Source organism: Bradyrhizobium sp. (assembly GCF_027307225.1).
GTDB lineage: Bacteria > Pseudomonadota > Alphaproteobacteria > Rhizobiales > Xanthobacteraceae > Bradyrhizobium.
This window is the reverse complement of record NZ_DAHUXJ010000149.1, coordinates 63556-87500: the sequence shown is the minus strand read 5'-3', so window position 1 is coordinate 87500 and position 23945 is coordinate 63556. Positions and strand designations below refer to the sequence as shown.

The following is a 23945-nucleotide window of genomic DNA, read 5'->3' as shown; positions in this document are numbered from 1 at the left end:
CAATCCAACGTGATGTTTTGCGAGGCGCAAATACCGTTAACAATTTTTAAGACTGCGGCGTTGCCTGGAGTGCGGCTGCGTAAGGCCCGTGTAAGGCGAAACGAATATGGTCGCTGTCGCCCCCAAGCCTTCCCAGTGTGACCAACACGCTGAAAAAGGCGATGAACGGCCTTTGGTACAGTGGAAATTGCCCCCAACTGCACCGGGGCCGTTTATTTTTGGCGTTCCTGTTCTCCGGCCAAGCTGCGAGCTTGCCGCCAGCCTGCATTGTTTTCGCGCGACGGCTGGCCTAAACCTGCTCCTAGTGCTCCGATTCCGAAGTTCGTGCTCCATCGCAGCGCCCACCTTCACGAACTTCGGAATCGGAGCACTAGAGCCTTACCCGAATGTCAGTGTCCTGATTCCGACGCCACGCCAGCGCAGTTCTCCGACGAAAGCCACATGGCCCGATTGCTGGCACTGATCCGCAAATACCTTCACCGCTATCGGTTGCAGTTGATTCTCGCCTTGCGCGTCACGGTCGCCGCCGTGCTGGCCTTCGCGGTAGCGCAAGTGCTGCACCTGCATCTGCCACTCTGGGCAGTCCTGACATCGCTGATCGTGACCCAGATGAGCCTTGGCCGCTCGTTGAAGGTGGCGAGCGACTATCTGATCGGTACCTTTGGCGGCGTCGCCTATGGCGGCGCGCTGGCGATTCTGATTCCGCACGAAAGCGAATGGGCCCTGCTCGCGGTGCTGGCGCTGGCGGTCGCGCCGCTCGCCTTCATTGCCTCCTTCCGCGCCAATTTCAACGTGCTGCCGGTGACCGCGATCATCGTGCTTCTGGTGCCGAGCATGCAGCATGTCAGCCCGGCGGGCTCGGCGATCGATCGTGTGTTGGAGGTCACTGTTGGTGGAGCCGTCGGCTTCATCGTGTCCTTTCTGCTGTTTCCCTCGCGCGCGAATGCGATCACCGTCCAGGCCGCAGCCGATATGCTGGACCTGCTGGCGGATAGCCTTTCACGGTTTCTGAAAGACCACACCCGCGAACTCGACCTGGCCGAGCGGCGGCGCATTCAGGACGGGATCGCGGCCGCGCTGACCCGGCTGAATGCGACCGGAGCCGAGGCCGAGCATGAGCGCAGCGCCCGCCTCACCTCGGGTCCGGCAACCGGGCCTCTGTTGCGGACGCTGCTACGGCTGCGCCATGACATCGTCTTGCTCGGCCGCGTGGTCGGCTGCGAACTGCCGCAAGGTGTCGCCGAGCGGCTGAAACCATCGATCGGCCACGTCGAGGCCTCAGCGCGCGATTTCCTCCGCAGCAGCGCCGTCGCCTTGCGCGACCAAGAGGCTCCCCCCAGCCCGGACGCCGTCGAACTCGCCTTCCGCGATTACCTCGAGGCATTCGGCGCGGTGCGTCACGAGGGACTGACGCGGGACATGAAAAGCGAAACCGCCGAGCGCTTCTTTGCGCTCGGCTTCGCACTCGAACAGCTTCGCGAACACCTGCTCGAAGTGCATCGCGTGGTCGGCGAATGGGCCCACGGCTAGGGGCGGTTTCAGCCAATAACCTCGAGCAAAGCTGGAGGATATTGGCTGGCTTTGGCCGATGTGGCGGCGGCCCCGCAATCAGAAGGCGCGATCAGAAGTACCGGTAGCGCATGAAGCAGGCCCGGCAATATTCCCGATAGATGAGGCGAAGGATCAATGTCATGGAATCAACCCCTGTGTTGATTGCTGACAAGGATTACAGCCCTGTGTTTCACGCCCATTTCGTCGGGGAACCAAAACGACGTCGTCAGGGCGAAATCCGGCTTCGCGGACAACTATCGCCAGTGCGGGGCAGCCGTGGGCGGCGCTCTCGCGCTCGATCGGGGGCGCCCGACCCTGTGCATGAACGAGACGTCTTTCATGAAGTTCGCCGGCGTGGTGATGTAGTCGATGTCGGAATCGGCGATCATTGCGACCGAGTCGTCGGCCGGGTGGCTCGCGCTTGATGAAGGCGTTGGCTTCATGCCTTGCCCGTTCAATTACAATTCTGTGAGCCGCATCACGAAAGGATGAAATCTTCATCAGGGGCGTCTAAATTCGGCGAGAAAGATCACAAGAGAACACCCACATGAAAACGACCCTTCTTCTGGCTGCGACGGCACTGGCACTCACGGCAAGCGTTGCCACGGCAAGGCCGATGCCACGCGCCTCCTATGGCGAGAGCATCTATTGCGCGACCCGGGAGGCCGGTAATCCCCACAGCAGGTACTGCGACTACCTCGCCTGGAGCTTCTGGCGCCGGCGCGGTGGCTGGGATTCGACGCTCGACAATGCCTGCCTGATGAACCCGCATTACGTGCCGGACGAGTGCGGCGGAGCGGCGCACTACTAAGGTCGCCTGCGGGGTAGCCGATTGGCTGCATGGCGCAATCGCGAGCGTCTTGATATCAAGTCCGTATGCAACCCAATTATGTGGCGCTGGCCATCGTCGTCGCCTATATGGCCGCTCTCGGACTGCTGACGAGCATCGTGCAGCGCTCGGTGACATCAACGACAACCTTCACGTCGGGCACCACGGATTCCGGGGTGCCTGCCGTTCTCGTCGGCTTGATGCTGATGTCCGAATTCATCGGCACCTCGGCCAGCGTCGGAACGGCGCAAGAGGCCTATGTGTTCGGCATCTCAGCCGCCTGGAACATCATCGCGCTCGGGGCGGGCTTTCTGTTCTACGCCTGGTTTCTCGCCGGCAAATACAAGACCTCCGGTCACAACACGATCTCGGGCGTGTTTGCCGACGTCTACGGTCCCGCGACCAAGGCCGCCACCTCGCTGGTCATGATCTTTGCGCTTCAGATCGTCGCGGTCGCGCTCTATGCCGGCGGCGGCGCGATCCTGAGCGTGCTGCTTGCCGTCGATCGGACGCTGGCGACGGTAATTTGCGGCGTCGCCGCCGTGCTCTATGTTTTCGTCGGGGGAATGAAGTCGGTGGTCTACACCAACGTCATCCATTCCCTGATGAAGTATATCGGCATCAGCATTGCGCTGTATTTCGGGCTGACCAGAGTCGGTGGACTTGCGCAATTGCACGCTCGCCTGCCCGGCGAGATGTTTTCCTGGACTCACGTGGGTCTCAGCCAGATCTTTGCGTGGTTCATCGCCGGCATCGGCGCCACGTTCTCCACCCAATACGTCATTCAGGCCATCAACACGGTTGAAACGCCGCAAAAGGCGAGAACCGCGAGCTTCAGCGCGGCCCTCCTGCTGGTGCCTTTCGGGATCGCCACTGCACTGATCGGAATGTGCTCGCAGGTCCTTTCACCCGGGATCAAGTCCATCAATGCCTTCTCGGCGCTCATCGCCGACATGAACGGTCCGATGGCCGGTGTGGTCGCGGCGGGACTGGCGGCCTCGCTGTTCGGCACCATCGCGGCCATCAGCGTTTCCACGGCCACTCTGCTCTACAGGGACTTCTACGTCCGGTTCGTAAAAGCGGAAGATGACAAAGGCCGCTCACTCGTTTTCGTCAGGGTGACGACGATCATCGTCGGCCTGCTCCCGATTGTGCTGGCGATCTACACGCCGAACGTCTTGCAGATGACCTTCCTCGCCAAGGCTATACGGGCCTCGCTATCCGTTCTGGTGCTGCTGGTGTTCTATGCGCCTTGGCTCGGCACCAGCGGCGGCGCGCTGGTCAGCATCATCGTGTCGATGGTGACAACCATCGCCTGGTTCTTGATGGGCAATCCGTTCGGCATCGACAACGCCTATGTAGCGCTGGCAATTCCGCCGGTCGTGATGGTTGGGAGTTCGGTCCTCGCATGGCTGAGGACCGGTCAGGCCTTTGGGACCCGGCCGGGACAGGAGCCGCGATAGGCCGTATCCTGCTGAAAACAGGCTATTTGCCCGTAGTTCTCCGATCGAGAACAAAGTTCCCCATAGCGACCTGAAAGCGCACAGCCGGCTACGCGACCTCGCGAAGTAGCCGAGCGCTTTCGCTCTCTGGGGTAGGTGAAAAAAGGGCGGCGCCCGGCTACTCGGCCGCGCGGCGGTGCGGCCTTTTAATAACAGCATCAATGATTTAAAAATTCGTCTTCGCCCACCACAAGAAGCGGCGATTTATTCCGGCGCCTGATGTGCCTTTGGCGCACTTCTCCGAGGCTCCTTTCAAGCCCAAAAAATAAAACTGCCCCGAACCGATCAGGTTCGGGGCAGCTTCTTCGGCCCGAGGGTGAGGCCGTTCGCCTCAAGCTACAGCTTGATGCGGAAGCCCGTCATGACGGTAGCGGTATCGATGGAGGTACCGGTACCGGCGAAGCCGAACTTGGCACCGGGTGTCCCCGGGAAGCCCGACGCCAGACCGTCGGTCACCCTGGCCCAGGTGGCGCCCGCATAGACATCCAGGTGCTTGTTCAACGCATAGTCAGTCAGGAACGACACCTGATCATAGGCGCCGGCGCAGTCGCCCTTGCTGGCGCTATTGAGGGCGCAGGCCGCGGGGTCCGTGAACTTGCTGTCCGCGATAAAGGCGCTCTGGTTGACGTGATAGTAAGCGCCGGTGAAGCTCAGGCCCCACGCCAGTTCATACTTTGCACCCACCCAGAAGAAGTTCAGAACCTTCGCGGTCGTGAACGCATCGTTGTCCGGCAAGAGAGCCGTGCTGGTCAGGGGATAGCCGCCAGCAGCACCGCCGAACGTAACCGGCGTGTTCGGATTGGCCTGGCTGAGATTGGTGTAACCGGCAAACAGGATCAGTTTGTCTTGCTGGGGTGGGGCGTTGACAGCGGCCTTGGTCGGATAAGGGGCGGGCGGAGCATATCCGCCGCCGAGGTGGAAGGTGTATTTGGCCATCACTGAATAGGCGGTGTTGTCGGCAATGCTGGCCGCCAGCGTGGTGGCGTTAAGCGGATCGTTGACCGACGACTGGAGATTAACCGCCCCGTGCTCCTTGGTATAAATCGCATCGATCGCGAAGCCCTGGTAGGCGGCACCAACGTTGACGCCGTAGGAGTTACCGAAGAAGCCGGTGTTCGAGCCACCTTGGGAGAACATGCCACCGATATGAGCGAGGCCGTTGAAATCGTAGACGTACTTGGCCGAGTTATCCCAACGGGCCGCCTGGGTGCTGCCCATGCCGCCGTCCGTGCCGGAGTAGCCGAGCAGCGAGAAGGCGTAAGACAGCTCCATCGGATCGTACTTGGCGATGTTATCGAGTTCGAACGAGTTCTGGCGGCCGATCGTCAGCGTGCCGTACTGCTTGTTGCTGATGCCGCCCCAGAGCACGCCGTTGAAGGCCTGGCCGCAGCGACCGCTGTCGGCGTTGGACGTCTGTTGGTTGTAAGGGATGCCGGCGTTCTGGATGAACGAACTGCAGCCATCGGAAAGCTTGCCCTGCAACGGATCAATGCCGGTGTCGGCGCGGCCGATCGCTGCCCAGCCAGCGCCGAGCGGCTCTTCGATCTTCACGCCGAGAAACGACTGCGTGAGACCGCTGTGGGCAATCGTCGAAATCGCCTGCCCGGTATAGTTGCGGGTGGTCGTAAACGGCGAGAATTCAAGGCCAGAGACCACACTTCCGAGCGGCCGGCCGTTGGTCTGGTAGGCGTAGCCCAGATCGAGCACGCCAATCGGCGTGATGCCGTACCAGGTCAAATTGTCAGGAATCGGATCCGGGACTTTCGGCGGAGTCCAGTCCGCGGCCCGGGCGCTAGCCGCCAGGCCTGACAAGGCGAGCGCAACTGCGAGCGCTTTCTTCATGTTTTGATACTCCCCAAAAATTTGGCCGCCCCAGAGAGCCAGACGGGCGTCTGGCTGTTTTTCGCTATGTCCAGCCAAACACAGCGACCGATATATTTTGCGAAACATAACGGTGGTGAAACCCGCCACAAGTGCAACTGCGCAACACTCCAAGATTAAAAATGGATTTGACTTGCCTATTGCCGGATTTGCGATCCCGAACATCCGAGTACCGCTGCACGGCATCCCGTGAGGCGTTCAGCGAACGTCAAAGCGCTAGTGCCCACTTTCCGAAGTCCGTGTTACATCTCAGCACGACCTTTCGCGGACTTCGGAAAGCTATGGGCACTAGCAAACTTATTGATTCTAGTACCGCTTTTCTATTTGAAGTTCCTGGACAGAATTCACCGCTTGTGGTGCAGGAACTTCAAATAGGCGGCACTAGGTTGAAGGGTTCGGAAAGCGGTGGCCGGTTAGCCCTTGGCGCGATGGCCGATGTCGGCCCGCAAGGCTTGAAGCTCCTTGCGCGCGGCGCTTTCGGCCGAGCGCTCGATTTTCCGGTAGCGCGTCACCAGCGACTCGCCGAACGGCGTGAGCATCGCGCCTCCGCCGTTCTTGCCACCGGTTTGCCGCTCGACCGCGGCGCGCTTGCAGATCCGGTTGATCTCGTCGACGAGGTCCCAGGCCCGCTTGTAGGACATGTTCATGGCCCGCCCGGCCGCGGAGATCGAACCGCAGCTGGCGATCTTCTCGAGCAGCCTGATCTTGCCCGGACCAATCCGCCCCTCGGGGTCGAGGTCGATCCGAACGCTCAAGGATGGCAGCGATGACTTGCGCATCGATGGCTCGCTCTTCCCCTCAAGTCATTCCAGCAAGGATGACGGCGCACTCACTTTGCGGCCCGCGCGCCATCGTCGGATTTAGTAGCAGCTACGCGGATCGACCTGAACGTACTGCCCGGATGGATATTTATAATAGCAGTTATCTTGCGCCAGATAATAGCCCGGACGTGCGGCCGCCTGCGCACCTGCGATCGCGCCGATCGTGCCGCCGGTGATGGCACCCACGGCAGCACCGACCGGCCGCCCGCTGATCAGGCCGCCCAGGATGCCGCCAACGATCGCGCCGCCAACAGCACTTGCGGCTGGATCGGGCGCCGGCGGTGGGGGAGCATAAGCGGCGACCGGCGGCGGTCCACCCGGACCGGCATCCGGGCCATCAGCATAAGCATCGTCCATCACCTCATCGTCCGAGACGTAAGCCGGCGGCCCGCCCATCGGCTGCGGGTAGAAGTACCAGACGCCGCCAACGTCCCACCACCAGCCATAGCGGCCATTATGCATCTCGTGGCGCCACCGCCCGCCTTCCCATGCGAGGTGACCGTGATAGGGATGACCGCCAAAATTTCGCGCCGGGAAATTGCCGTGCGCAAAGCGGGCGCCGCCCTGCGGCCCGCGCAACTGCGGCCCGTGCACCTGTGCCCCTCTGGCCGCCGCCGGACGCGCTGCCGGCGCGGCCGGGCGCGCATGCTGTTCGCGCGGGTTTGGTTGCTGTTGTTGTTGCGCTTGCGCTGACACGGCAAAAACAGCGGCAACGGATACCAACGGAACGGCGATCAGCGAGCGTTTCAATGCGCGCATAACTTTCTTTCTCCACTGCCGCGATGGACGGCCATTATGGATCGGCGGAGGGTCGAAATCTACGTCAGCCGCTGCGTTTGAAATGAACGCAAACCGAATGCCGCCATCTTGCCACAAACGCCGATTCATCGCCGTCGATTGAGATGGACCGAGGTTCGCAAAAGGTCGGATTTGCGTTCAACTTGCGCTAACTTCGTGTTGCAACGCGCGCGGACGGCCCTATAGAGGGGCACGGATCCGACATCCGCCGCCTGCCCTGCCGCCGGCGGCTCGGCGATGCGATCCTCCGAATCAAGCCACGAGGGTTCGACCTCAAAGAGGACAGGGATATGAAGAAATTGCTCGCGTTGATCGTCGTGCTGTTTGCATCGGCCGCCATGGCCCAGCAGGACAACGCACCGCCCGCCGCGCCCGCCCCCGCCAAGCCGCCGGCGCATCACGCCAAGTCGAAGGGCCCTGCGGCCCCCGCGAAGTCGCTCGCCGAGAAGCTATTGGCTTGCCTCGACATCGACGACCAAACCAAGGACCGGCTCGATTGCTATGATGCGGCCGTTCCGCCCAAGCCGAAAGCGAAAGCTGGGCCTGCGAACGGCGTCATGGACTGCCGCTTTGTCAAGGAAGAGGACGAGCGGTTGACCTGCTTCAATGGCTTTGCGGAGAAAATTCCGAAGTTTTCGTCGCGATAAAGGCGATCGTACCCTTACCGAAGTGCGGCCCCACCGATTCCATACCGGCGCGCCCAGTCTGTTGATAAGCCAGCGCTCGCTGCTTTCGGCATGAGGCCGGCGCCCGCGGCATGCTATCGACATTTTCGGATTACAGCTGACGGAAGAAATACCATGCGGATCACCCTCGTCGGTTCCCGCCATTTCGGCGTGACGACCCTGCAAATGCTGCGTCAGCGCGACATCGACGTCGTGCGGGTGGTCGTTGCCGACGCGGACGACCGTTTGGCGGCGGCGGCTCACGCCGCTGGTATCGAGGTGGTCATACAGGCCAACCCGAAACTGGTGGTCGCGTCTGAAATTGCACCGGCGACCGATCTCATTGTCACCGCACATAGCCACGCGCGGATCGGCAAGGACGCGCTGGCAGCCTCCCGTCTCGGCGGTATCGGCTATCATCCCTCGCTGCTGCCCCGGCACCGCGGGATCGCCGCGGTCGAATGGACGATCCGCGAGAAGGATCCGATTGCCGGTGGCACGGTGTACCACCTGGCCGATCGCATGGACGCTGGCGCGATCGCCGCGCAGGATTGGTGTTTTGTCGGAAAGGATGAAACCGCCCGCCAGCTGTGGGAACGTGCGCTGGCGCCGATGGGTCAGAGATTGCTGGCTGAAGTCATTGAGTACGCAAAGGCACACAACTTTCTGCCGGCGCGGCCGCAAGACGAGCAATTTGCTACCAACGCGCCAGCGCTGGCAGACTAACCGGAGGGCCTCTCGCGCACAGGAATCACTTCAATCAGTTGATCCACTGACTTGCCTTTTAATTTAAATCCATGTTTCGAAACTGCTTTTGCAGGTGAAAATAAGCCCAAACGAGTTCGTGATCTTGCGGCAGGCGCACGCTGCTTTCGCGTGGCGGGGTGGCCTCTTCGGCCGGCATCAATGTCGCGGGTTTGTTGCGGCCGCAGGGCTCTTGTACTTGTTCCGATCAATGTGCATATGCAAAACGCCGGTGTAGTGACAATGCCCGATGGGGGAAGTGAATGGAGTATCGCGCAGCGGGTGGAGGAAAGCTTCACGTGAGCAGTAACAGGAAGCCTTTCGGCATCGGCTCGACGCGGCGCGCCATTCTTGCCGCTGGCGCAGCGCTGGTTGTGTCGATGTGGAGCGGGGCAAGCTACGCGCAAGCCGGCGGACCGTTTGCCGGCCTGGCTGGCGTCTGGAGCGGTGCTGGCACCGTGACATTGGACGACGGCTCAACCGAACGCATCCGTTGCCGCGCCACTTACGCGGTCGGCGCCGGTGGCAACGGTTTGCAGCAGACGCTGACCTGCGCCAGCGACAGTTACAAATTCAACCTGTCGAGCAACGTGATGGCCCAGGGTCCGGCGATTTCCGGCACCTGGAGTGAATCCAGCCGCAACATCCATGGCGCGATCGAGGGACGCTCGGCCGGCGGCGTGGTTCAGGTCATCGCAAGCGCCCCGGGTTTCACGGCGAATATCTCGCTGACCACCCGCGGCAACAGGCAGTCGGTGGTCATCAGGGCCGAGGGCCAGTTCAAGAGCGCCTCGATTTCGCTGGCGCGCAGTTGAGCTTGGATCGGATCCAATTGCCGGCGGACATCTCGGCGCCGCCGGCGATTTTATGCCGGCACGAAGGCAGTCACCTCGATCTCGACCTTGGCACGGGCATCAACCAATCCATCGATGTAAAGCAAGGTCGAAGGCGGAAAGTTCTTTCCGATGGTTTCTCGCCAGGCCGAGCCGATTCCAGCCCCAGCGGCCTCGTATTCGCTCCGGCTGGTCAGGTACCAGGTCAAGCGGACGATGTGCTCAGGCCCGGCACCGGCCTCCGCGAGCAAGCGGATGATACGCTTTAGCGCCACGCCAACCTGCTCAGCCATGTCAGGCGGATAGTCAGCCCTCCCGTCGCCGCCGGTCTGGCCGGCCAGGACGATCCATCGCCCGGGAGCCTCGACCGCGACGCCATGGGAAAAGCCGCGCGGTTTCGACCAATCGGCTGGCTGCAGGATGCGCATGAAAGTTCTCCTGAACGTCGTGCGGGTACACTGATTATAGCATCGCCTCATTTGGCCGTTGCAAACAAGCGCCTGCTCGACGATACCGGCATGCTTTGTTGACGCGTCCCGCGTCATCGCCCCCTAAGCCCGGCTTGTTTGATCCATGACCCGAACGCCGTCAAAACCGAAGGCCGCATTGTGGATGGCAGGCTGGCTCAGCCTGATGCTGGTGGTCGCAGTGGCCGGCCGCGAGGCGACGCGCGAACTCAACGTCTTCCAGATCATGGAGATCCGATCGAGCCTCGGCCTGATCATGCTGTATCCCCTGATCCGCCTGGCAGGCGGTCTCGCGGCGCTGCGCACGTCGCGGCTGCGTATGCACGCCGGCCGCGGTCTCCTGCACTATGCCGGGCAGCTCGGCTGGTTCTACGCGCTGACGCTGATCCCGCTCGGACAAGTGGTGTCGCTCGAATTCACCATGCCGATCTGGACGGCCATCCTGGCCGCGAGCTTTCTCGGCGAGCGCATGACGACCTGGAAGGTCGTGGCCATCGTGCTCGGCCTGATCGGCGTCTTCGTGATCGTCCGTCCGGCAACGGGCGAGGTCAATCCGGGCCAGCTCATCGCGCTGGCCGCCGCGGTCGGCTTCGGCACGTCGGTTGCGATGATGAAATCCCTGACCCGCACCGAGACGACGGTTGCCATCGTGTTCTGGATGATGGCGGTCCAGGTCGTGGCCGGCGCGCTGCCTACCTTCTACGTCTGGGTCTGGCCTTCGCCCTATGTCTGGGCTTGCGCGATCGCAATTGCCATCGGGGGCACCTTCTCGCATTTCTGCATGGCGCGCGCGATGCTCTATGCCGACGCCACGATCGTGCTGCCGATGGATTTCCTCCGCGTACCGCTGACCGCCGCTGCCGGCTGGCTACTTTACGCCGAGCGGATGGATATCTTCACCGTACTGGGCGCGCTCCTCATCCTGACCGGCAATCTCTTGAACTTGAAGCCACTAGGTCCCGGTTCTGACATTCGAATCTTGTTGCGGCGCGCGCGTTTGCGAATGTCAGAACCAAAGGGACGCTAGCAAAAATATGTCTTTGGTGGAGTTTTGGATTTGACATTCGCTACAAGCGGTCGCGGATCCCTGCGAGCGAATGTCAAATCCACTCCACCACGGCCGCAGGCTGCACCCGTCGAAGCCTGAGGCCGGATTTGGGCGATCGGCGGTTAACGCCGACTATTTCCCGGCGGCCTTGCGCAACGCCTCGTTGATCCGATCCTGCCACCCCGGCCCGCCCGCTCGAAAGAATTCGAGCACACCCTGGTCGATCCGCAGCGAGACCTGCTCCTTTACGCCCGGCGCCACATTAGCCTTGGGCGCCGCTTCCGGCTCTTTCCTGGTCATCTTCTTGAACGCCGCTTCCGCTTCGGTACGGGCATCATTGAGGGTTCGCGGTCGCCGTGGTTGGTCGGACACGATCAGATTCCTTCAAAAAGCACGGTTGAGAGATAGCGCTCGGAGAACGACGGCACGACCGCCAGGATGGTCTTGCCGGCATTTTCGGGACGTTGCCCCAGTTTGATCGCAGCCGCAATCGCAGCGCCCGAGGAGATGCCACCGGCGATGCCCTCGTTGCGCGCCGTTGCCCGCGCCGTCTCGATGGCGTCGGCGCTGCCCACCGTGACGATTTCATCGATGACCGAGCGATCGAGGACGTCGGGAATGAACCCGGCCCCGATACCCTGGATCTTGTGCGAAGAATGCCGGCCGCCCGAAAGCACCGGGCTTTCTTCCGGCTCGACGGCAACGACCCGCAGCGAGGGTTTGCGTGCCTTCAGCACCTGCCCCACCCCCGTGATGGTGCCGCCTGTCCCGACCCCCGCGACAAAGATGTCGATGTTGCCGCCGGTATCGTTCCAGATTTCCTCGGCTGTGGTCTGACGATGAATTTCGGGGTTGGCGAGGTTCTTGAACTGCTGCGGCATGATGGCCTTCGGCGTGGTCCGCACCAGCTCTTCGGCGGTCGCGATCGCGGCCTTCATTCCCTGGCCCGCTGGCGTGAGGACAATCTCGGCGCCGAGGAACGCCAGCATCTTGCGCCGTTCGATCGACATCGATTCCGGCATCACCAGTTTCAATCGGTAACCGCGCGAGGCGGCCGCGAAGGCGAGCGCAATGCCGGTGTTGCCGGAGGTCGGTTCGATCAGAACTGTGTCGGCATCGATGAGGCCGGCCTTCTCCATTGCCACGATCATGGCGACGCCGATGCGATCCTTCACGCTCGCGGCGGGACTGAGATATTCGAGTTTGGCTAAAATCGTCGCGTTCGCGCCTCGCTGCTGCGGCAGCCGTTGCAGCCGCACTATCGGCGTATCGCCAATCGCATCCACGATGCTATCGAATACCCGGCCACGACCGCGATGCTGCGCAGCATGCGTCGTCAACGTTTCAGTCATGCGCGTCTCTCCGATGCGAGCGACAATTTGAGTCAGTTTTTATAGAGGAAAATGCGCGCCGTCGTTCAAGCATTTCCGCGCCACAATTCGCTGCATCGCAAAAATTCGCGCCACTTCAAATATCGCAAAACCAACGCATTTGTGTTGCGACACCGTCAAACAAATTGTTGTATGGTGACGTCACGCTCACATCGAGAGGGAGGCCGCGATGTCAGCACTTGCAGAAGTCCTGTCCACCACATCCACATCGCATAGCCCGCGTGGCAGCGATCTGCCGACGTGTCCTGTATGCGCCGATTCCATGGTGGCTGCCGAAGCGTCAGCCTATCTGGCCGATAACGTTGTCAGTTACCTCTGGACCTGCGACACTTGCGGTTACGGCTTCGTTACCAAGCATTCGTTCAAGCGTTTGTCGTGTAACTAGAGCTCCGATTCCGAAGTTCGCACGCTATTGCGGCCCCTCCGATGCGAACTTCGGAATCAAAGGAGCTCTAGCAACTTACTGATTCTAGTGCGGCTTTGAATTTGAAGTTCCTATAACGAACTCACGGCGAAACCGATAGGAACTTCAAATTCGCCGCACTAGGTTCCAGCGTTTTTCGAACCTGCATGCCTGCGCGAGGCCTTCAGCGCGCCGTAATGTCGCCTTTTTTCCAACCGCTGCGCGTGCGTTCGCGAAACCCTGCGAACGTTCCCTGGGCGATCGCCTGCCTGATCTCGCTCATCAAATGTTGATAGTAGGCGATGTTGATCTCGGAGAGCAGCATCGCGCCGAGCGTTTCGCCTGACCTGACGAGGTGATGCAGGTAGGCGCGTGAACAGGTGCGCGCGGATGGCCAGGAGCTGGTTTCGTCAAGCGGCCTTGGATCGTCGGCGTGGCGCGCATTGCGCAAATTGATCTGGCCGTACCGCGTGAACGCCGTGCCGTGGCGGCCATTGCGGGTCGGCATCACGCAATCGAACATGTCGATGCCGCGCGCCACGGCCTCAAGGATGTCATCGGGCGTTCCAACCCCCATCAGATAACGCGCCCGCTCCTTGGGAAGGAACGGCGCGGTCTCCTCGATCATCGTAAGCATCACCGGTTGCGGCTCGCCGACGGCCAGCCCCCCGATCGCATAGCCGTGAAAGCCGATATCGACGAGGCCTTGCGCGCTCGTTCGCCGCAACTCGGGAACGTCGCCGCCTTGCACGATGCCGAACAGCATGTAGCCGGATGGTGCGGTCTCGAACGCGCGTTTGCTGCGCTCGGCCCAGCGCAACGATAGCTGCATCGCCCGCTCAATGTCGCCACGCTCGGCTGGCAAGCGAACGCACTCGTCCATCTGCATCGCGATGTCGGACCCGAGCAGACGCTGCACCTCGATCGAGCGCTCCGGCGACAATTCGACGATGGCGCCGTCGATATGCGAGCGAAAGGTGACGGCCGTCTCCTTCACGTTGCGCAGCTCGGACAGCGACATCACCTGAAAGCCGCCGGAGTCGGTCAGCATCGGGCCGTTCCAGCCGGTGAAGGCCTGCAAGCCGCCGAGCGCCGCGATCCGCTCAGCGCCCGGCCGCAGCATCAAATGGTAGGTGTTGCCCAGTACGATATCGGCACCCGCGTCGCGCACCTCGCGCCAGTGCATGCCCTTCATGGCCCCTGCCGTGCCGACCGGCATGAAGGCCGGTGTCCGCACCACGCCATGCGGCGTCGTCAGCTCGCCGGCTCGCGCCTCGCCATCGGTTGCAAGCAGTTCGAAATGATTGGCAACGGTCATGGAAGCGGCTTATCGCGTAACAATACCGCCCTGTTCAACCGTTGCTTTACGGTTTCGCGGCAAAATCGGTTGACGACTTGCCTACTCTTGCCCATAAGTCCGCTCCCATGATGTCAGCGACTACCAAAACCACGACCAAAACCAAGCCCTCCGGGGGCGCGGGAGGCGTGCGCGCGTAGTCGAACGACGCACCATCCGATCCGAAGCCCCGCACCAAATGGTCCGGGGCTTTTTTATTGCCCGCGGCATGATCCGGAAAAGTAGAAACAGGTTTTCCCTCGCGACAAACGCCTAAGCGTTTGCGCGAAGATCATGTCCAAACAAAGTGGAGACGAACGTGAATAGAGATCCCGTTGTTGCCATTGCCGGTGTGACCGGCGCCGTTGGCGCGGAATTCATCGCAACCCTGAACAAGCGCGGATTCCCCGTGGGCAAGCTCAAGGCGCTGGCGAGTAGGCGGTCCGCGGGAAAAACGGTGGGCTTCCGGGGCCAGACCATCGAGATCGAGGAGCTGCGCGAAGATTCGTTCGACGGCGTCGACATCGCGCTGTTCTCGGCCGGAAGCCACGTCTCGCGAAAGTTTACGCCGATTGCGGTCAAGGCCGGCGCCGTCGTGATCGATAACTCCTCGGCGTTCCGCATGGATCCGAACGTGCCGCTGGTGGTGCCCGAGATCAACGGCCGCCGTATCCGTGAGCACAAGGGCGTCATCGCCGTCCCCAACTGCTCGGCGATAACAGCACTGATGCCGCTCTGGCCGATCCACCGGCAGAACCGCATCAAGCGGATGATCATTTCGACCTACCAGGCGGCCTCCGGCGCAGGCGCCGCGGCGATGGCAGAACTGGTGGAATCGACCCGCGCCAACCTCGCAGGCGAGAGCTTCACCCCGAAGGTGCTGCCCCACCCTTACGCCTTCAACGTCTTCAACCACGATACCCCGATCGATCCCGAGACCGGCTACAACGAGGAAGAGACCAAGGTGATCAACGAGAGCCGGAAGATCCTCGAGGACGACGCCATCGCGATCGGCGTCACCTGCGTGCGCGTGCCGGTGCTGCGCGCCCACAGCCAGGCGATCACCTTCGAATGTGAGCGACCGATCTCGGAAAGTGAGGTCCGCAGGGTCCTGACCAACGCCCCCGGCGTGAAGATCGTCGACGACCGCGTCAGGAATTATTTTCCGATGCCGATCGAGGCCTCAGGTCAGGACGATGTGCTGGTCGGACGTATCCGGAAGGATCTCAGCGACCCGAGCGGACGTTCGATTTCGCTTTTTGTCTCGGCCGATCAACTGCTCAAGGGCGCAGCGCTGAACGCGGTGCAGATCGCGGAACTCCTGCCGGAGCGGGTGACGGCGTAATGCTAGCTATCTTCCCGAAACAAAAGACAGGCATCGCCATAGGAGTAAAACCGGTAGCCGCTCTTGATGGCGTGCTTGTAGGCCTGCTTCATGGTCTCCAGCCCTGAAAAGGCCGAGACCAGCATGAACAGCGTCGAGCGCGGCAGATGAAAGTTGGTCAGGAGAATATCGACTGCGCGGAAGCGATAGCCCGGGGTGATGAAGATCGCGGTCTCGTCGGTGAATGGCTGGATGATGCCGTTCTCCGTGGCCGCGCTCTCGAGTAGCCGCATCGAGGTGGTGCCGACGGCGACGACGCGGCCACCCCTGGCGCGCGCCGTATTGAGCGTGTCGGCGACATCAGCGGAAATCGTACCCCACTCCGCGTGCATCCTGTGCTCGGAGGTGTCGTCGGCCTTGACCGGCAGGAACGTGCCAGCGCCGACATGGAGCGTGATCCGGTTCAGGCCGACTCCGCGTTCGCGCAAAGCTGTCTCCAGCGCCGGCGTGAAATGCAAACCGGCGGTGGGCGCGGCGACCGCACCCTCGTTCACCGCAAACATGGTCTGGTAATCGGCCGCGTCCTGCTCGTCCGGCGCCCGCCTGGAGGCGATGTAAGGCGGCAGCGGCGGGCTGCCGAGGTCTGATATCGCGGAATCCAGTGTCGGCCCGTGAAAGGAGAACGACAGCGTCACCGCGCCCTCTTTGCCTTTCTCCTCCACTTCGGCATCGAGATGCCCGAGCAGACAGACCTTGCCCTCGTTGCCGAAGCGCACGACATCGCCGGGCGCAAGCTTCTTGGCCGGCTTCACCAACGCCTGCCAGCGCGAGCCGTCGAGCCGCTTGATCAGCGTCGCTTCGATTTTCGGCTCAGTCTCGCGTCCAATCCGTCTCCCCTTAAGCTGCGCCGCGATCACCTTGGTATCGTTGACGACGATCTGATCGCCTTCCCTCAGCCATTGCGGCAGATCGGTCACCACGCGGTCGTGCAGGCGTGCGCCGGGTTCGACGACCAATAGCCGCGCGCTGTCGCGCGGATGCGCCGGGCGGAGTGCGATCCGCTCGGTGGGGAGTTCGAAGTCGAAAAGATCGGTGCGCATTTCGAGCTAAGCGTCATTCCGGAAGCCGCGCCTCTTGCGCGGCTATCCGGAATCTCAGATTCCGGGTTCGTCGCCTGCGCGACGCCCCGGAATGACAACAAACCATCACGCCGCGTCCTTGGCCATGCGCGCCTTCACGATCTTGTCGGGATCCTTGACCGGCTCGCCGCGCTTGATCTCGTCGACGTTCTCCATGCCCGAGGTCACCTTTCCCCAGACGGTGTACTGCTTGTTGAGGAACGGCGCATCGTCGAAGCAGATAAAGAACTGGCTGTCGCCGGAATCGGGATTGGCGGCGCGCGCCATCGACGCCGTGCCGCGCACATGCGGCTCGGCATTGAACTCGGCCTTCAGCTTCTGGCCGGAACCGCCGGTGCCGGTACCTTGCGGGCAGCCGGTCTGGGCCATGAATCCCTCGATGACGCGGTGGAACACGATGCCATCGTAAAAGCCGGCGCGCACCAGTTCCTTGATCCGCGCCACGTGGCCCGGCGCCAGATCCGGACGCATTTCGATGGTGACGGGCCCCTGCGTAGTTTCGAGGATCAAAGTATTTTCGGTATCAGCCATGCTCGCTTCTCTGTTGGTGAAGGTTTCCGGTTTTGAAATCGAACGGCGAAGGGGCGGCCGGCTACGGCACCGGCCATTCCTTCTGTAAATGGCATTGGCGTGCAGCGCTGCAATGCCTCCATCACGGCAATCCGGTACAATAGACGGTCGTTGTCGTCAGCCTGTTCCGATTCATAGGTGACGCGCGGCTTGCCCAAAATCTCTCCGTTTCGCTTGAAACTGACGATCACCGTAATGTCGATGCCGGCGTGGGCTCGCCTGGGGTCTGGCGGCTGCCAACAAGCTTTCAATCTCGCAACGACGTCAGCAATGGTATTGACCTGCGCCGGTTGCGCCGGCGCAGGGTTTGGTCCGACGAACCACGCCGCCGCAGCGCAGATCAAGGCGAACCGGCAAGGCAGGCTCGTCACTAGTGGAGTGGATTTGACATTCGCTACCCCGTAGCCTGGAACCCGCAAAGCGAATGTCAAATCCAAAACTCCACTAGAAACCTATACTTGCTAGTGGTCCTTTGATTCTAACATTTGCAAGAGTGCCATCCACACCGGGATGCAAATGTTAGAATCGGACCACTAGAGCTCCGATTCCGAAGTTCGCAAACAACCGCAGCAACCCTCCGATGCGACTTCGAAATCAAAGGAGCTCTAGCAACTTATTGTTTCCAGTGCGGCTTCGAATTTGATGTTCCCGTGATGAATTTGCAGCAAAACTGATAGGAACTTCCAATGTACCGCGCTGGTCACTTCATGTCGGAAGCGACCTGAACCTTCACCATCTTGTCAGGATTGACCGGCGGTTCGCCGCGATTGAACTTGTCGATCACGTCCATGCCCTGCACGACTTCGCCGATCACCGTATATTTGGAGTTCAGGAACGAAGCATCGGCGAAGCAGATGAAGAATTGCGCGTTCGCGGAGTCCGGTTCGCCTTTGCGCGCCATGCCGACGACGCCACGCTTGAATGGCACATTGGAAAATTCCTGCTTCAGGTTCGGATATTTTGATCCACCGGTGCCGTTGAAATTCTGGCCGTCACCTGTCTGCGCCATGAAGCCGTCGATGACGCGATGGAAAGGCACATTGTTGTAGAAGCCGTCACGCGCAAGCTGCTTGATGCGCTCGGCATGCTGGGGCGCTACATCTGTGCGCAGCTTGATGACGATCCGGCCCTTGGTGGTGTCGATGACGATCGCATTCTTCTTGTCGAGACCTGCAGGAAGCGGCTGGGCGATGGCGGGCGCAACGCAAACCAGCGCGGCAAGAACGGCGAGAATTCGGATCATGGAAGCTCCAGCGTGAGAGAATGAGCGAAAGAGATCAGTGGCCGAACCTGGCCTTGAGGCGTTTGGCAACGGCCTTGGGCACGAAGTTCGAGACGTCGCCACCCATACCGGCGATCTGTCGCACCAGTGTGGCAGTGATCGGGCGGACGGTCGGGGATGCCGGCAGGAAAACGGTGTGAACCTCGGGCGCCATGGTCTCATTCATGCCGGCGATCTGCATTTCGTAGTCGAGGTCGGTGCCGTCGCGCAAACCGCGGATCAGAATGGTGGCCTTGGCGCGCTTGGCCGCGGTCACCGTGAGATCGTCGAAAGTAACGCAATCGAATTCGCATTTCGCGCTGGCCGCTACCGGCTCGCACACCTCGCGTAGCATCGCGAGCCGCTCTTCCACCGGGAACAGCGGTGCACGGCTGGGATGGACGCCGACAGCGACCACCAGGCGGTCGCAGAGCGCGACCGCATGCCGGACGACGTCCAGATGGCCATTGGTGACGGGGTCGAAGGAGCCGGGATAGAGCGCGATACGGGGCATGAAACCGTCCTACCCCGCTCCGTGCGCGCCCGCAAGCCGCTCCGGCTGCGCAGCCTGATCCCGGCGGCAAAGCCGTTAATTTTGTCGGTCTTTGAACCCGTTGCCCGCCGGGCGCGTCTGCTGGGGGTCCGATTCTAACGTTCGCGAGTCTGCTTTGTTTCGCCGGCCCCTGGCCGACGAAACAATATGGCGGGGGGACGAAACCATTTTCGCCAGTTTTGAGGCTTTCGCGAAGAACTCCGGAAACGCCCGGTTTGTATCAACGCGGCCAGTTAACGGGGCCACCAAGGCCCGACAGGGGACCGTCATGATCAAGACTCTTTCAGCAATCGCTGCCGCCGCTTGCGTTGCCGCTGCCCTGGCCATCCTGCCGGGCTTTGCGCCCCAGGTCGAAGCGAGCGTGCCGCGCCCGCTCGCCAAATCCGACCGCCTCGACATCCGCCCGGTCGGCCGCGACTGCTCGCAGCAGGCCTGGCCGAATTTCGAAGCTTCCTGCCTGCGCGCCGCTGGCTCCAGGGGAGCGGTCCGGCAAGCCCGTCTGGTAACTGCCGACCGCACGCCGTAGGGCTCGGCCTGCGATCGACCTAGAGCTCCGATTCCGAAATTCGCAAGCTATTGCGGCCCCTCCGATGCGACCTTCGGAATCGCCGGAGCGCATGGCGAAGCTGGCGCCATTGTGGTGGCCCGCCGGATAACGCTGCCAACGGCTTGCGCCAACCACGCGCACCTGCGGCGTGATCTGCTTTCGCTGGCTGTAGGAGGCTCGTAGTCGAATTTGTCAGGTGCCGAACTTCCGGAGAGCAGAACCATATCCTTTTTGGGATCAAGCGCTGCTGTCGGTCGCGGCCTCGGCCTTCGGGAGCGCGGACAGCGAACGGCCTACGATCAGGTTTGCCGCGAGCAGACCTGACGTTTGCACGAAATCACGCCGCCTGATCTCGCCGCTTCCTCCCATCGCGTCCCCCCATGACACCGCCTCTCAAAAGTGCTGGGTCATCTTATTGGCTACACTGCAACAGCGGCTTGAATTGTTGCGGCTGGTGAAAATCGGCTTTGGCGGCCTTCGGCAGGAAGGTGCTCCAATAGCTGCGCTCCTTTACCGGCCCCAAAACCGAATAGAAGTTTCCACCAATATCTTCCGGGTCGCCGTCCCAACCCAGTGATTTCAAGGGAATATTCAACTCGGCTTTCCAGCCGCCGGTCGCGATGGTTGCTGTCGATGTCAAACCGAGATCGACGCCTTCCTGGTGCTCCTTGGCGCTGACGATCTTGACCTGGAAGGTTTGATTGTACGGAGACACTTCGAATTCGAAATAAGGAAATCCGCTGTCCGAAAAGGTCACGAATACTTCCACGACATCGAATTGATAGGGATATTCGCCGGCATCAAGGGCCTTCTTCGCGTTCAGCGACGGCGTCGACACCGAGAAGCGCACGATCAATGTGTCGCCGGTCAACGAGGCCTGGACCTGGACCGGTTTCTTCAGAACCGATGTCGCGGGCGCGACCAACGACAGCTCGCAGGCGAGCGCCCCCCGACAGTTCGGCAACATCGCAATGACAAGAACGAGAAAGAGTCTCATCGCCAGGCCCCCGCGCGCATGGACGGGAGCCAAGTGTGCCGGACAAGCCGGTCCAGTCAACTAGTGGAGTGGATTTGACATTCGCGACCCACCCGGCCGCGAATTCGCAAAGCGAATGTCAAAATCCTAAACTCCACTAGAAACATATATTTGGTAGTGGTCCTTTGATTCTAACATTCGCAAAAAGTGCACGCTGAGAAGGGATGCGAATGTTAGAATCGGACCACTACCCGTTGCGGGATCGCCGGTCAGGAGTTGGGGGCGACCGCCTAATGTGGCGGTTCAGAAGTTCGCATCATTTGTGCCGCGGGTCCGTCGTGCGGACTTCTGAACCAAAGCCACACTAGAACAGTAGGTTGGCTAGTGTCCTTTCGATTCCGAAGTTCGAAACGTGGCTCCGAAAAATGCTACGAACTTCGGAATCGGGACACTAGCTCGCGGCGCCCTCTCCGTTACCATTGCCGTTCTCGGCTTCCTCGCCGATATGCTCAACCGACACCACATGCTCGTCTTCGGCGGTGTCGAACACGATCACGCCCTGGGTCGAGCGGCCGGCGATCCGGATGTCCTCTACCGGACAACGGATCAGCTGGCCCTTGTCGGTTACCAGCATGATCTGGTCGGACTCCTCCACCGGGAAGGAAGCCACCAGCCTGCCGTTGCGGTCGTTGACGGACATTGCGACGATGCCTTTGCCGCCACGCCCGGTCGTCCGGTACTCGTAGGACGAGGTGCGCTTGCCATAGCCGTTGACCGAAACGGTCAGCACCACCTGCTCGTGCGCCGACATTTCGACATAGCGGTCGGATGAGAGCTGGATCGCGCTCGAAGCCTCCTCGGTCTCTGCCTCGGCCGCTGTCTCCTCGCTCGCATTCTCGCCGGCCACTGCACGACGCATCTTCAGGTACGCGGACCGCTCGTCCGATGTCGCCTCGACGTGGCGTAGGATCGTGAGCGAAATCAGCCGGTCGCCTTCAGGCAACGCGATGCCGCGGACCCCCATCGAGGTGCGGCCCGAGAATACGCGCACATCGGTAACCGGGAAGCGGATACATTGGCCGCCGCCGGCGGTCAGCAACACGTCGTCGTGCTCGGTGCAGATCTGCACGTCCACGATCGCCTCGTCGTCGGCGAGTTTCATCGCGATGATGCCCGACCGTCTTACGTCGACGAAATCGGAGAGCTTGTTGCGGCGAACGGTGCCGCCGGTGGTGGCGAACATCACGTCGAGATTACCCCAGGAGGATTCATCCTCGGGGAGCGGCATGATGGTCGTGATGCGCTCGCCCTGCTCCAGCGGCAGGATATTGATCATGGCCTTGCCACGGGCGTTCGGAGCGGCCATCGGCAATCGCCAGACCTTTTCCTTGTAGACCTGCCCGCGCGACGAGAAGAACAGCATCGGCGTGTGGGTCGAGGCAACGAACAGCCGGCTGACGAAGTCCTCGTCGCGGGTCTGCATGCCGGCCCTGCCCTTGCCGCCGCGCCGCTGCGCGCGATAGGTCGACAGCGGCACGCGCTTGACGTAGCCGGCGTGGGACACGGTCACGACCATGTCCTCGCGCTGGATGAGATCCTCGTCCTCGACCTCGCCTTCCTGTTCGACGATGACGGTCCTGCGCGGCGTCGCGAATTCCGATCTGACCCCGGCAAGCTCGGTCTTGATGATGTCTTGAATCCGGGCGCGCGAGCGCAGGATGTCGAGATAATCGTTGATTTCGACCGCGAGCTTGTCGAGTTCTTCGGAAATTTCCTCGCGGCCGAGCGCGGTCAGCCGTTGCAGTCGCAAGTCGAGAATGGCCTTGGCCTGCTCCATCGATAGCCGCGCCGTGCCGTCGGGAGCGAGCCGATGGCGGGCATCGTCGATCAGCGTGATCATGGCGGCGACATCGTTCGCCGGCCAATCGCGCGACATCAGGGCATCGCGCGCCGTATTCGGATCGGGCGAGGTGCGGATGACGCGGATGATCTCGTCGATATTGGCGACCGCAATGGCGAGACCTACCAGGATGTGGGCGCGGTCACGCGCCTTGTTGAGCCGGAACTTCGTCCGCCGCGTCACCACCTGCTCGCGGAAGGCGATAAAGACCGTGAGCATGTCCTTCAGATTCATGGTCTGAGGACGACGATTGTCCAGCGCCAGCATGTTGGCGGCGAAATTCGACTGCAACGGCGTGAACTTGTAGAGCTGATTCAAGACAACGTCCGCCATGGCGTCGCGCTTCAGTTCGACCACGACGCGGAATCCTTCGCGGTCGGATTCGTCGCGCAGATCCGCAATGCCGTCGATCTTCTTCTCGCGCACCAGTTCAGCAATGCGCTCGACCATATTGGCCTTGTTCACCTGATAGGGAATTTCGGTGACGACGATGGCCTCGCGGTCCTTGCGGATGGTATCGATCGAAACCCTGCCGCGCATCACAATCGAGCCGCGGCCGAGATGATAGGCCGAGCGAATGCCTTGCCTGCCGAGGATGATGCCGCCGGTCGGAAAATCCGGACCCGGGACAATGTTGATGAGATCGTCGATTGTAAGCGACGGATTGTCGATCAGCGCGACGCAGGCATCGATGACTTCGCCGAGATTGTGCGGCGGGATGTTGGTGGCCATGCCGACAGCGATACCGCCAGCGCCGTTCACCAGGAGGTTCGGAAACTTCGCGGGAAGAACCGCGGGTTCCTTGTCGGAGTTGTCGTAGTTTGGTTCGAAATCGACGGTGTCCTCGTCGATGTCGTCGAGAAGCGGGATCGCCGAGCGCGTCAAACGCGCTTCGGTGTACCGATAGGCCGCTGGCGGATCACCGTCGACCGAGCCGAAATTGCCCTGCCCGTCGACCAGTGGCACGCGCATGGAAAAATCCTGCGCCATGCGAACCATTGCGTCGTAGATCGATTGGTCGCCGTGCGGATGATATTTACCGATGACGTCGCCAACCACTCGGGCGGATTTGACGTATTTTTTGTCCGGCGTGTGCCCCTGCTCATACATCGAGTACAGGATGCGCCGATGCACCGGCTTCAGGCCGTCGCGCGCATCCGGCAGCGCACGCGCCACGATCACGCTCATGGCGTAATCGAGGTAGGAGCGCTTCATCTCGTCGAGGATGGAAACGGGACGAATATCGGACGGCACCGGCGGATCGCCGGGCTTCGTATCTTCAGGTTCAGACAAGGGAAAATCCGGTCAGATCAGAATCATGATCATATAGCGCATCGGGGGCCGCAAAACCACCCCTTGATCGCCCGGAGCAGACGATTTTCCCCTCGTTTTTCCAGTAACTTAGC

The 23945-nt window shown here is 61.4% G+C and carries 26 protein-coding genes; 10 read left to right on the top strand and 16 right to left on the bottom strand.

Going from position 1 to position 23945, the window contains the following annotated elements:
- Nucleotides 1-441 precede the first annotated feature (441 nt).
- A complete protein-coding gene (locus M6D32_RS25220; RefSeq protein ID WP_298261444.1) occupies nt 442-1530 on the top strand; it encodes an FUSC family protein in 1089 nt (362 codons plus the stop codon).
- A 275-nt stretch (nt 1531-1805) separates the two neighbouring features.
- On the opposite strand, the gene M6D32_RS25215 is transcribed toward M6D32_RS25220, so the two are convergent.
- Nucleotides 1806-1994, bottom strand: coding sequence for a hypothetical protein (locus M6D32_RS25215; RefSeq protein ID WP_298261441.1), 189 nt, complete (start codon nt 1992-1994; stop codon nt 1806-1808).
- A gap of 104 nt (nt 1995-2098) precedes the next feature.
- Between M6D32_RS25215 and M6D32_RS25210 the strand changes: the two genes are divergently transcribed.
- Both M6D32_RS25210 and M6D32_RS25205 read left to right on the top strand, forming a co-directional pair.
- On the top strand, nt 2099-2362 hold the full coding sequence (locus M6D32_RS25210; protein ID WP_298261439.1) for a hypothetical protein: 264 nt from the start codon (nt 2099-2101) through the stop codon (nt 2360-2362).
- A gap of 65 nt (nt 2363-2427) precedes the next feature.
- Nucleotides 2428-3843, top strand: a complete 1416-nt coding sequence (locus M6D32_RS25205) for a sodium:solute symporter family protein (RefSeq protein WP_298261437.1) — start codon at nt 2428-2430, stop codon at nt 3841-3843.
- Nucleotides 3844-4218: 375 nt separating this feature from the next.
- Here M6D32_RS25205 and M6D32_RS25200 read toward each other — a convergent pair whose 3' ends face one another.
- The 3 genes from M6D32_RS25200 to M6D32_RS25190 all read right to left on the bottom strand — a co-directional run bounded on the left by M6D32_RS25200 (nt 4219) and on the right by M6D32_RS25190 (nt 7343).
- Nucleotides 4219-5724, bottom strand: coding sequence for a porin (locus M6D32_RS25200; protein ID WP_298261435.1), 1506 nt, complete (start codon nt 5722-5724; stop codon nt 4219-4221).
- A 452-nt stretch (nt 5725-6176) separates the two neighbouring features.
- Entirely contained in the window at nt 6177-6542 is a 366-nt protein-coding gene (locus M6D32_RS25195) for a winged helix-turn-helix domain-containing protein (protein ID WP_298261433.1), read from the bottom strand.
- Nucleotides 6543-6623: 81 nt separating this feature from the next.
- The gene (locus M6D32_RS25190) at nt 6624-7343 is read right to left on the bottom strand and encodes a hypothetical protein (RefSeq protein ID WP_298261431.1); all 720 of its coding nucleotides are present in this window, start codon (nt 7341-7343) and stop codon (nt 6624-6626) included.
- Between the two features lie 329 nt (nt 7344-7672).
- On the opposite strand from M6D32_RS25190, the gene M6D32_RS25185 reads away from it, so the two are divergent.
- The 3 genes from M6D32_RS25185 to M6D32_RS25175 all read left to right on the top strand — a co-directional run bounded on the left by M6D32_RS25185 (nt 7673) and on the right by M6D32_RS25175 (nt 9606).
- The gene (locus tag M6D32_RS25185) at nt 7673-8029 is read left to right on the top strand and encodes a hypothetical protein (RefSeq protein WP_298261429.1); all 357 of its coding nucleotides are present in this window, start codon (nt 7673-7675) and stop codon (nt 8027-8029) included.
- A 153-nt stretch (nt 8030-8182) separates the two neighbouring features.
- Nucleotides 8183-8773: a formyltransferase family protein gene (locus tag M6D32_RS25180; RefSeq protein ID WP_298261427.1), complete on the top strand. Its 591-nt coding sequence runs from the start codon at nt 8183-8185 to the stop codon at nt 8771-8773.
- A gap of 281 nt (nt 8774-9054) precedes the next feature.
- Nucleotides 9055-9606 carry a hypothetical protein gene (locus M6D32_RS25175; RefSeq protein WP_298261425.1) on the top strand — a complete coding sequence of 184 codons (552 nt, stop codon included), beginning with the start codon at nt 9055-9057 and terminating at the stop codon, nt 9604-9606.
- Nucleotides 9607-9656: 50 nt separating this feature from the next.
- Here the strand turns inward: M6D32_RS25175 and M6D32_RS25170 are convergent, their stop codons facing one another.
- Complete coding sequence (locus M6D32_RS25170) at nt 9657-10052, bottom strand: RidA family protein (RefSeq protein ID WP_298261423.1); 396 nt, start codon at nt 10050-10052, stop codon at nt 9657-9659.
- Nucleotides 10053-10197: 145 nt separating this feature from the next.
- On the opposite strand from M6D32_RS25170, the gene M6D32_RS25165 reads away from it, so the two are divergent.
- The gene (locus M6D32_RS25165) at nt 10198-11118 is read left to right on the top strand and encodes a DMT family transporter (RefSeq protein WP_298261421.1); all 921 of its coding nucleotides are present in this window, start codon (nt 10198-10200) and stop codon (nt 11116-11118) included.
- A 153-nt stretch (nt 11119-11271) separates the two neighbouring features.
- Here the strand turns inward: M6D32_RS25165 and M6D32_RS25160 are convergent, their stop codons facing one another.
- Nucleotides 11272-11511, bottom strand: coding sequence for a BrnA antitoxin family protein (locus M6D32_RS25160; protein WP_298261420.1), 240 nt, complete (start codon nt 11509-11511; stop codon nt 11272-11274).
- Between the two features lie 2 nt (nt 11512-11513).
- Nucleotides 11514-12491, bottom strand: a complete 978-nt coding sequence (gene cysK / locus M6D32_RS25155; protein WP_298261418.1) for a cysteine synthase A — start codon at nt 12489-12491, stop codon at nt 11514-11516.
- A 208-nt stretch (nt 12492-12699) separates the two neighbouring features.
- On the opposite strand from cysK, the gene M6D32_RS25150 reads away from it, so the two are divergent.
- Nucleotides 12700-12915: a hypothetical protein gene (locus M6D32_RS25150; protein WP_298261416.1), complete on the top strand. Its 216-nt coding sequence runs from the start codon at nt 12700-12702 to the stop codon at nt 12913-12915.
- Between the two features lie 202 nt (nt 12916-13117).
- On the opposite strand, the gene tgt is transcribed toward M6D32_RS25150, so the two are convergent.
- Nucleotides 13118-14251: a tRNA guanosine(34) transglycosylase Tgt gene (tgt, locus tag M6D32_RS25145; RefSeq protein ID WP_298261414.1), complete on the bottom strand. Its 1134-nt coding sequence runs from the start codon at nt 14249-14251 to the stop codon at nt 13118-13120.
- A 337-nt stretch (nt 14252-14588) separates the two neighbouring features.
- Between tgt and M6D32_RS25140 the strand changes: the two genes are divergently transcribed.
- Complete coding sequence (locus M6D32_RS25140; protein WP_298261412.1) at nt 14589-15614, top strand: aspartate-semialdehyde dehydrogenase; 1026 nt, start codon at nt 14589-14591, stop codon at nt 15612-15614.
- A gap of 2 nt (nt 15615-15616) precedes the next feature.
- Here M6D32_RS25140 and queA read toward each other — a convergent pair whose 3' ends face one another.
- The 5 genes from queA to coaD all read right to left on the bottom strand — a co-directional run bounded on the left by queA (nt 15617) and on the right by coaD (nt 19077).
- Entirely contained in the window at nt 15617-16693 is a 1077-nt protein-coding gene (gene queA, locus M6D32_RS25135) for a tRNA preQ1(34) S-adenosylmethionine ribosyltransferase-isomerase QueA (RefSeq protein WP_298261410.1), read from the bottom strand.
- Nucleotides 16694-16798: 105 nt separating this feature from the next.
- Nucleotides 16799-17263: a peptidylprolyl isomerase gene (locus tag M6D32_RS25130; protein ID WP_298261408.1), complete on the bottom strand. Its 465-nt coding sequence runs from the start codon at nt 17261-17263 to the stop codon at nt 16799-16801.
- Entirely contained in the window at nt 17239-17646 is a 408-nt protein-coding gene (locus tag M6D32_RS25125; RefSeq protein WP_298261511.1) for a hypothetical protein, read from the bottom strand. Before M6D32_RS25125 ends, M6D32_RS25130 begins: the two co-directional genes overlap by 25 nt.
- A 356-nt stretch (nt 17647-18002) precedes the next feature.
- Nucleotides 18003-18545, bottom strand: a complete 543-nt coding sequence (locus M6D32_RS25120; RefSeq protein WP_298261405.1) for a peptidylprolyl isomerase — start codon at nt 18543-18545, stop codon at nt 18003-18005.
- A gap of 34 nt (nt 18546-18579) precedes the next feature.
- Nucleotides 18580-19077, bottom strand: coding sequence for a pantetheine-phosphate adenylyltransferase (coaD, locus tag M6D32_RS25115; protein WP_298261403.1), 498 nt, complete (start codon nt 19075-19077; stop codon nt 18580-18582).
- 307 nt (nt 19078-19384) lie between these two features.
- Here coaD and M6D32_RS25110 point away from each other — a divergent pair, with 307 nt between their 5' ends.
- Nucleotides 19385-19642, top strand: a complete 258-nt coding sequence (locus tag M6D32_RS25110; RefSeq protein WP_298261401.1) for a hypothetical protein — start codon at nt 19385-19387, stop codon at nt 19640-19642.
- Between the two features lie 258 nt (nt 19643-19900).
- Here M6D32_RS25110 and M6D32_RS25105 read toward each other — a convergent pair whose 3' ends face one another.
- The 3 genes from M6D32_RS25105 to gyrA all read right to left on the bottom strand — a co-directional run bounded on the left by M6D32_RS25105 (nt 19901) and on the right by gyrA (nt 23832).
- Complete coding sequence (locus tag M6D32_RS25105) at nt 19901-20032, bottom strand: hypothetical protein (protein ID WP_298261399.1); 132 nt, start codon at nt 20030-20032, stop codon at nt 19901-19903.
- Nucleotides 20033-20075: 43 nt separating this feature from the next.
- On the bottom strand, nt 20076-20660 hold the full coding sequence (locus M6D32_RS25100) for a carbohydrate-binding family 9-like protein (RefSeq protein ID WP_298261397.1): 585 nt from the start codon (nt 20658-20660) through the stop codon (nt 20076-20078).
- A gap of 430 nt (nt 20661-21090) precedes the next feature.
- Nucleotides 21091-23832 (bottom strand): DNA gyrase subunit A, encoded by a 2742-nt coding sequence (gene gyrA, locus M6D32_RS25095; protein ID WP_298261395.1) that lies wholly within the window; start codon nt 23830-23832, stop codon nt 21091-21093.
- Nucleotides 23833-23945 lie beyond the last annotated feature (113 nt).

Excerpts from the sequence above, each read along its gene's own strand:
- M6D32_RS25190 (WP_298261431.1), bottom strand. The coding sequence starts at position 7,343 with ATGCGCGCATTGAAACGCTCGCTGATCGCCGTTCCGTTGGTATCCGTT.
- M6D32_RS25165 (WP_298261421.1), top strand. The coding sequence starts at position 10,198 with ATGACCCGAACGCCGTCAAAACCGAAGGCCGCATTGTGGATGGCAGGC.
- tgt (WP_298261414.1), bottom strand. The coding sequence starts at position 14,251 with ATGACCGTTGCCAATCATTTCGAACTGCTTGCAACCGATGGCGAGGCG.
- M6D32_RS25170 (WP_298261423.1), bottom strand. The coding sequence starts at position 10,052 with ATGCGCATCCTGCAGCCAGCCGATTGGTCGAAACCGCGCGGCTTTTCC.
- M6D32_RS25180 (WP_298261427.1), top strand. The coding sequence starts at position 8,183 with ATGCGGATCACCCTCGTCGGTTCCCGCCATTTCGGCGTGACGACCCTG.
- M6D32_RS25100 (WP_298261397.1), bottom strand. The coding sequence starts at position 20,660 with ATGAGACTCTTTCTCGTTCTTGTCATTGCGATGTTGCCGAACTGTCGG.
- M6D32_RS25195 (WP_298261433.1), bottom strand. The coding sequence starts at position 6,542 with ATGCGCAAGTCATCGCTGCCATCCTTGAGCGTTCGGATCGACCTCGAC.
- M6D32_RS25110 (WP_298261401.1), top strand. The coding sequence starts at position 19,385 with ATGATCAAGACTCTTTCAGCAATCGCTGCCGCCGCTTGCGTTGCCGCT.
- M6D32_RS25105 (WP_298261399.1), bottom strand. The coding sequence starts at position 20,032 with ATGGGAGGAAGCGGCGAGATCAGGCGGCGTGATTTCGTGCAAACGTCA.
- M6D32_RS25120 (WP_298261405.1), bottom strand. The coding sequence starts at position 18,545 with ATGATCCGAATTCTCGCCGTTCTTGCCGCGCTGGTTTGCGTTGCGCCC.
- M6D32_RS25150 (WP_298261416.1), top strand. The coding sequence starts at position 12,700 with ATGTCAGCACTTGCAGAAGTCCTGTCCACCACATCCACATCGCATAGC.
- M6D32_RS25130 (WP_298261408.1), bottom strand. The coding sequence starts at position 17,263 with ATGGCTGATACCGAAAATACTTTGATCCTCGAAACTACGCAGGGGCCC.
- cysK (WP_298261418.1), bottom strand. The coding sequence starts at position 12,491 with ATGACTGAAACGTTGACGACGCATGCTGCGCAGCATCGCGGTCGTGGC.
- M6D32_RS25175 (WP_298261425.1), top strand. The coding sequence starts at position 9,055 with ATGGAGTATCGCGCAGCGGGTGGAGGAAAGCTTCACGTGAGCAGTAAC.
- M6D32_RS25200 (WP_298261435.1), bottom strand. The coding sequence starts at position 5,724 with ATGAAGAAAGCGCTCGCAGTTGCGCTCGCCTTGTCAGGCCTGGCGGCT.
- coaD (WP_298261403.1), bottom strand. The coding sequence starts at position 19,077 with ATGCCCCGTATCGCGCTCTATCCCGGCTCCTTCGACCCCGTCACCAAT.
- M6D32_RS25210 (WP_298261439.1), top strand. The coding sequence starts at position 2,099 with ATGAAAACGACCCTTCTTCTGGCTGCGACGGCACTGGCACTCACGGCA.
- M6D32_RS25205 (WP_298261437.1), top strand. The coding sequence starts at position 2,428 with ATGCAACCCAATTATGTGGCGCTGGCCATCGTCGTCGCCTATATGGCC.
- queA (WP_298261410.1), bottom strand. The coding sequence starts at position 16,693 with ATGCGCACCGATCTTTTCGACTTCGAACTCCCCACCGAGCGGATCGCA.
- M6D32_RS25185 (WP_298261429.1), top strand. The coding sequence starts at position 7,673 with ATGAAGAAATTGCTCGCGTTGATCGTCGTGCTGTTTGCATCGGCCGCC.
- M6D32_RS25215 (WP_298261441.1), bottom strand. The coding sequence starts at position 1,994 with ATGAAGCCAACGCCTTCATCAAGCGCGAGCCACCCGGCCGACGACTCG.
- M6D32_RS25220 (WP_298261444.1), top strand. The coding sequence starts at position 442 with ATGGCCCGATTGCTGGCACTGATCCGCAAATACCTTCACCGCTATCGG.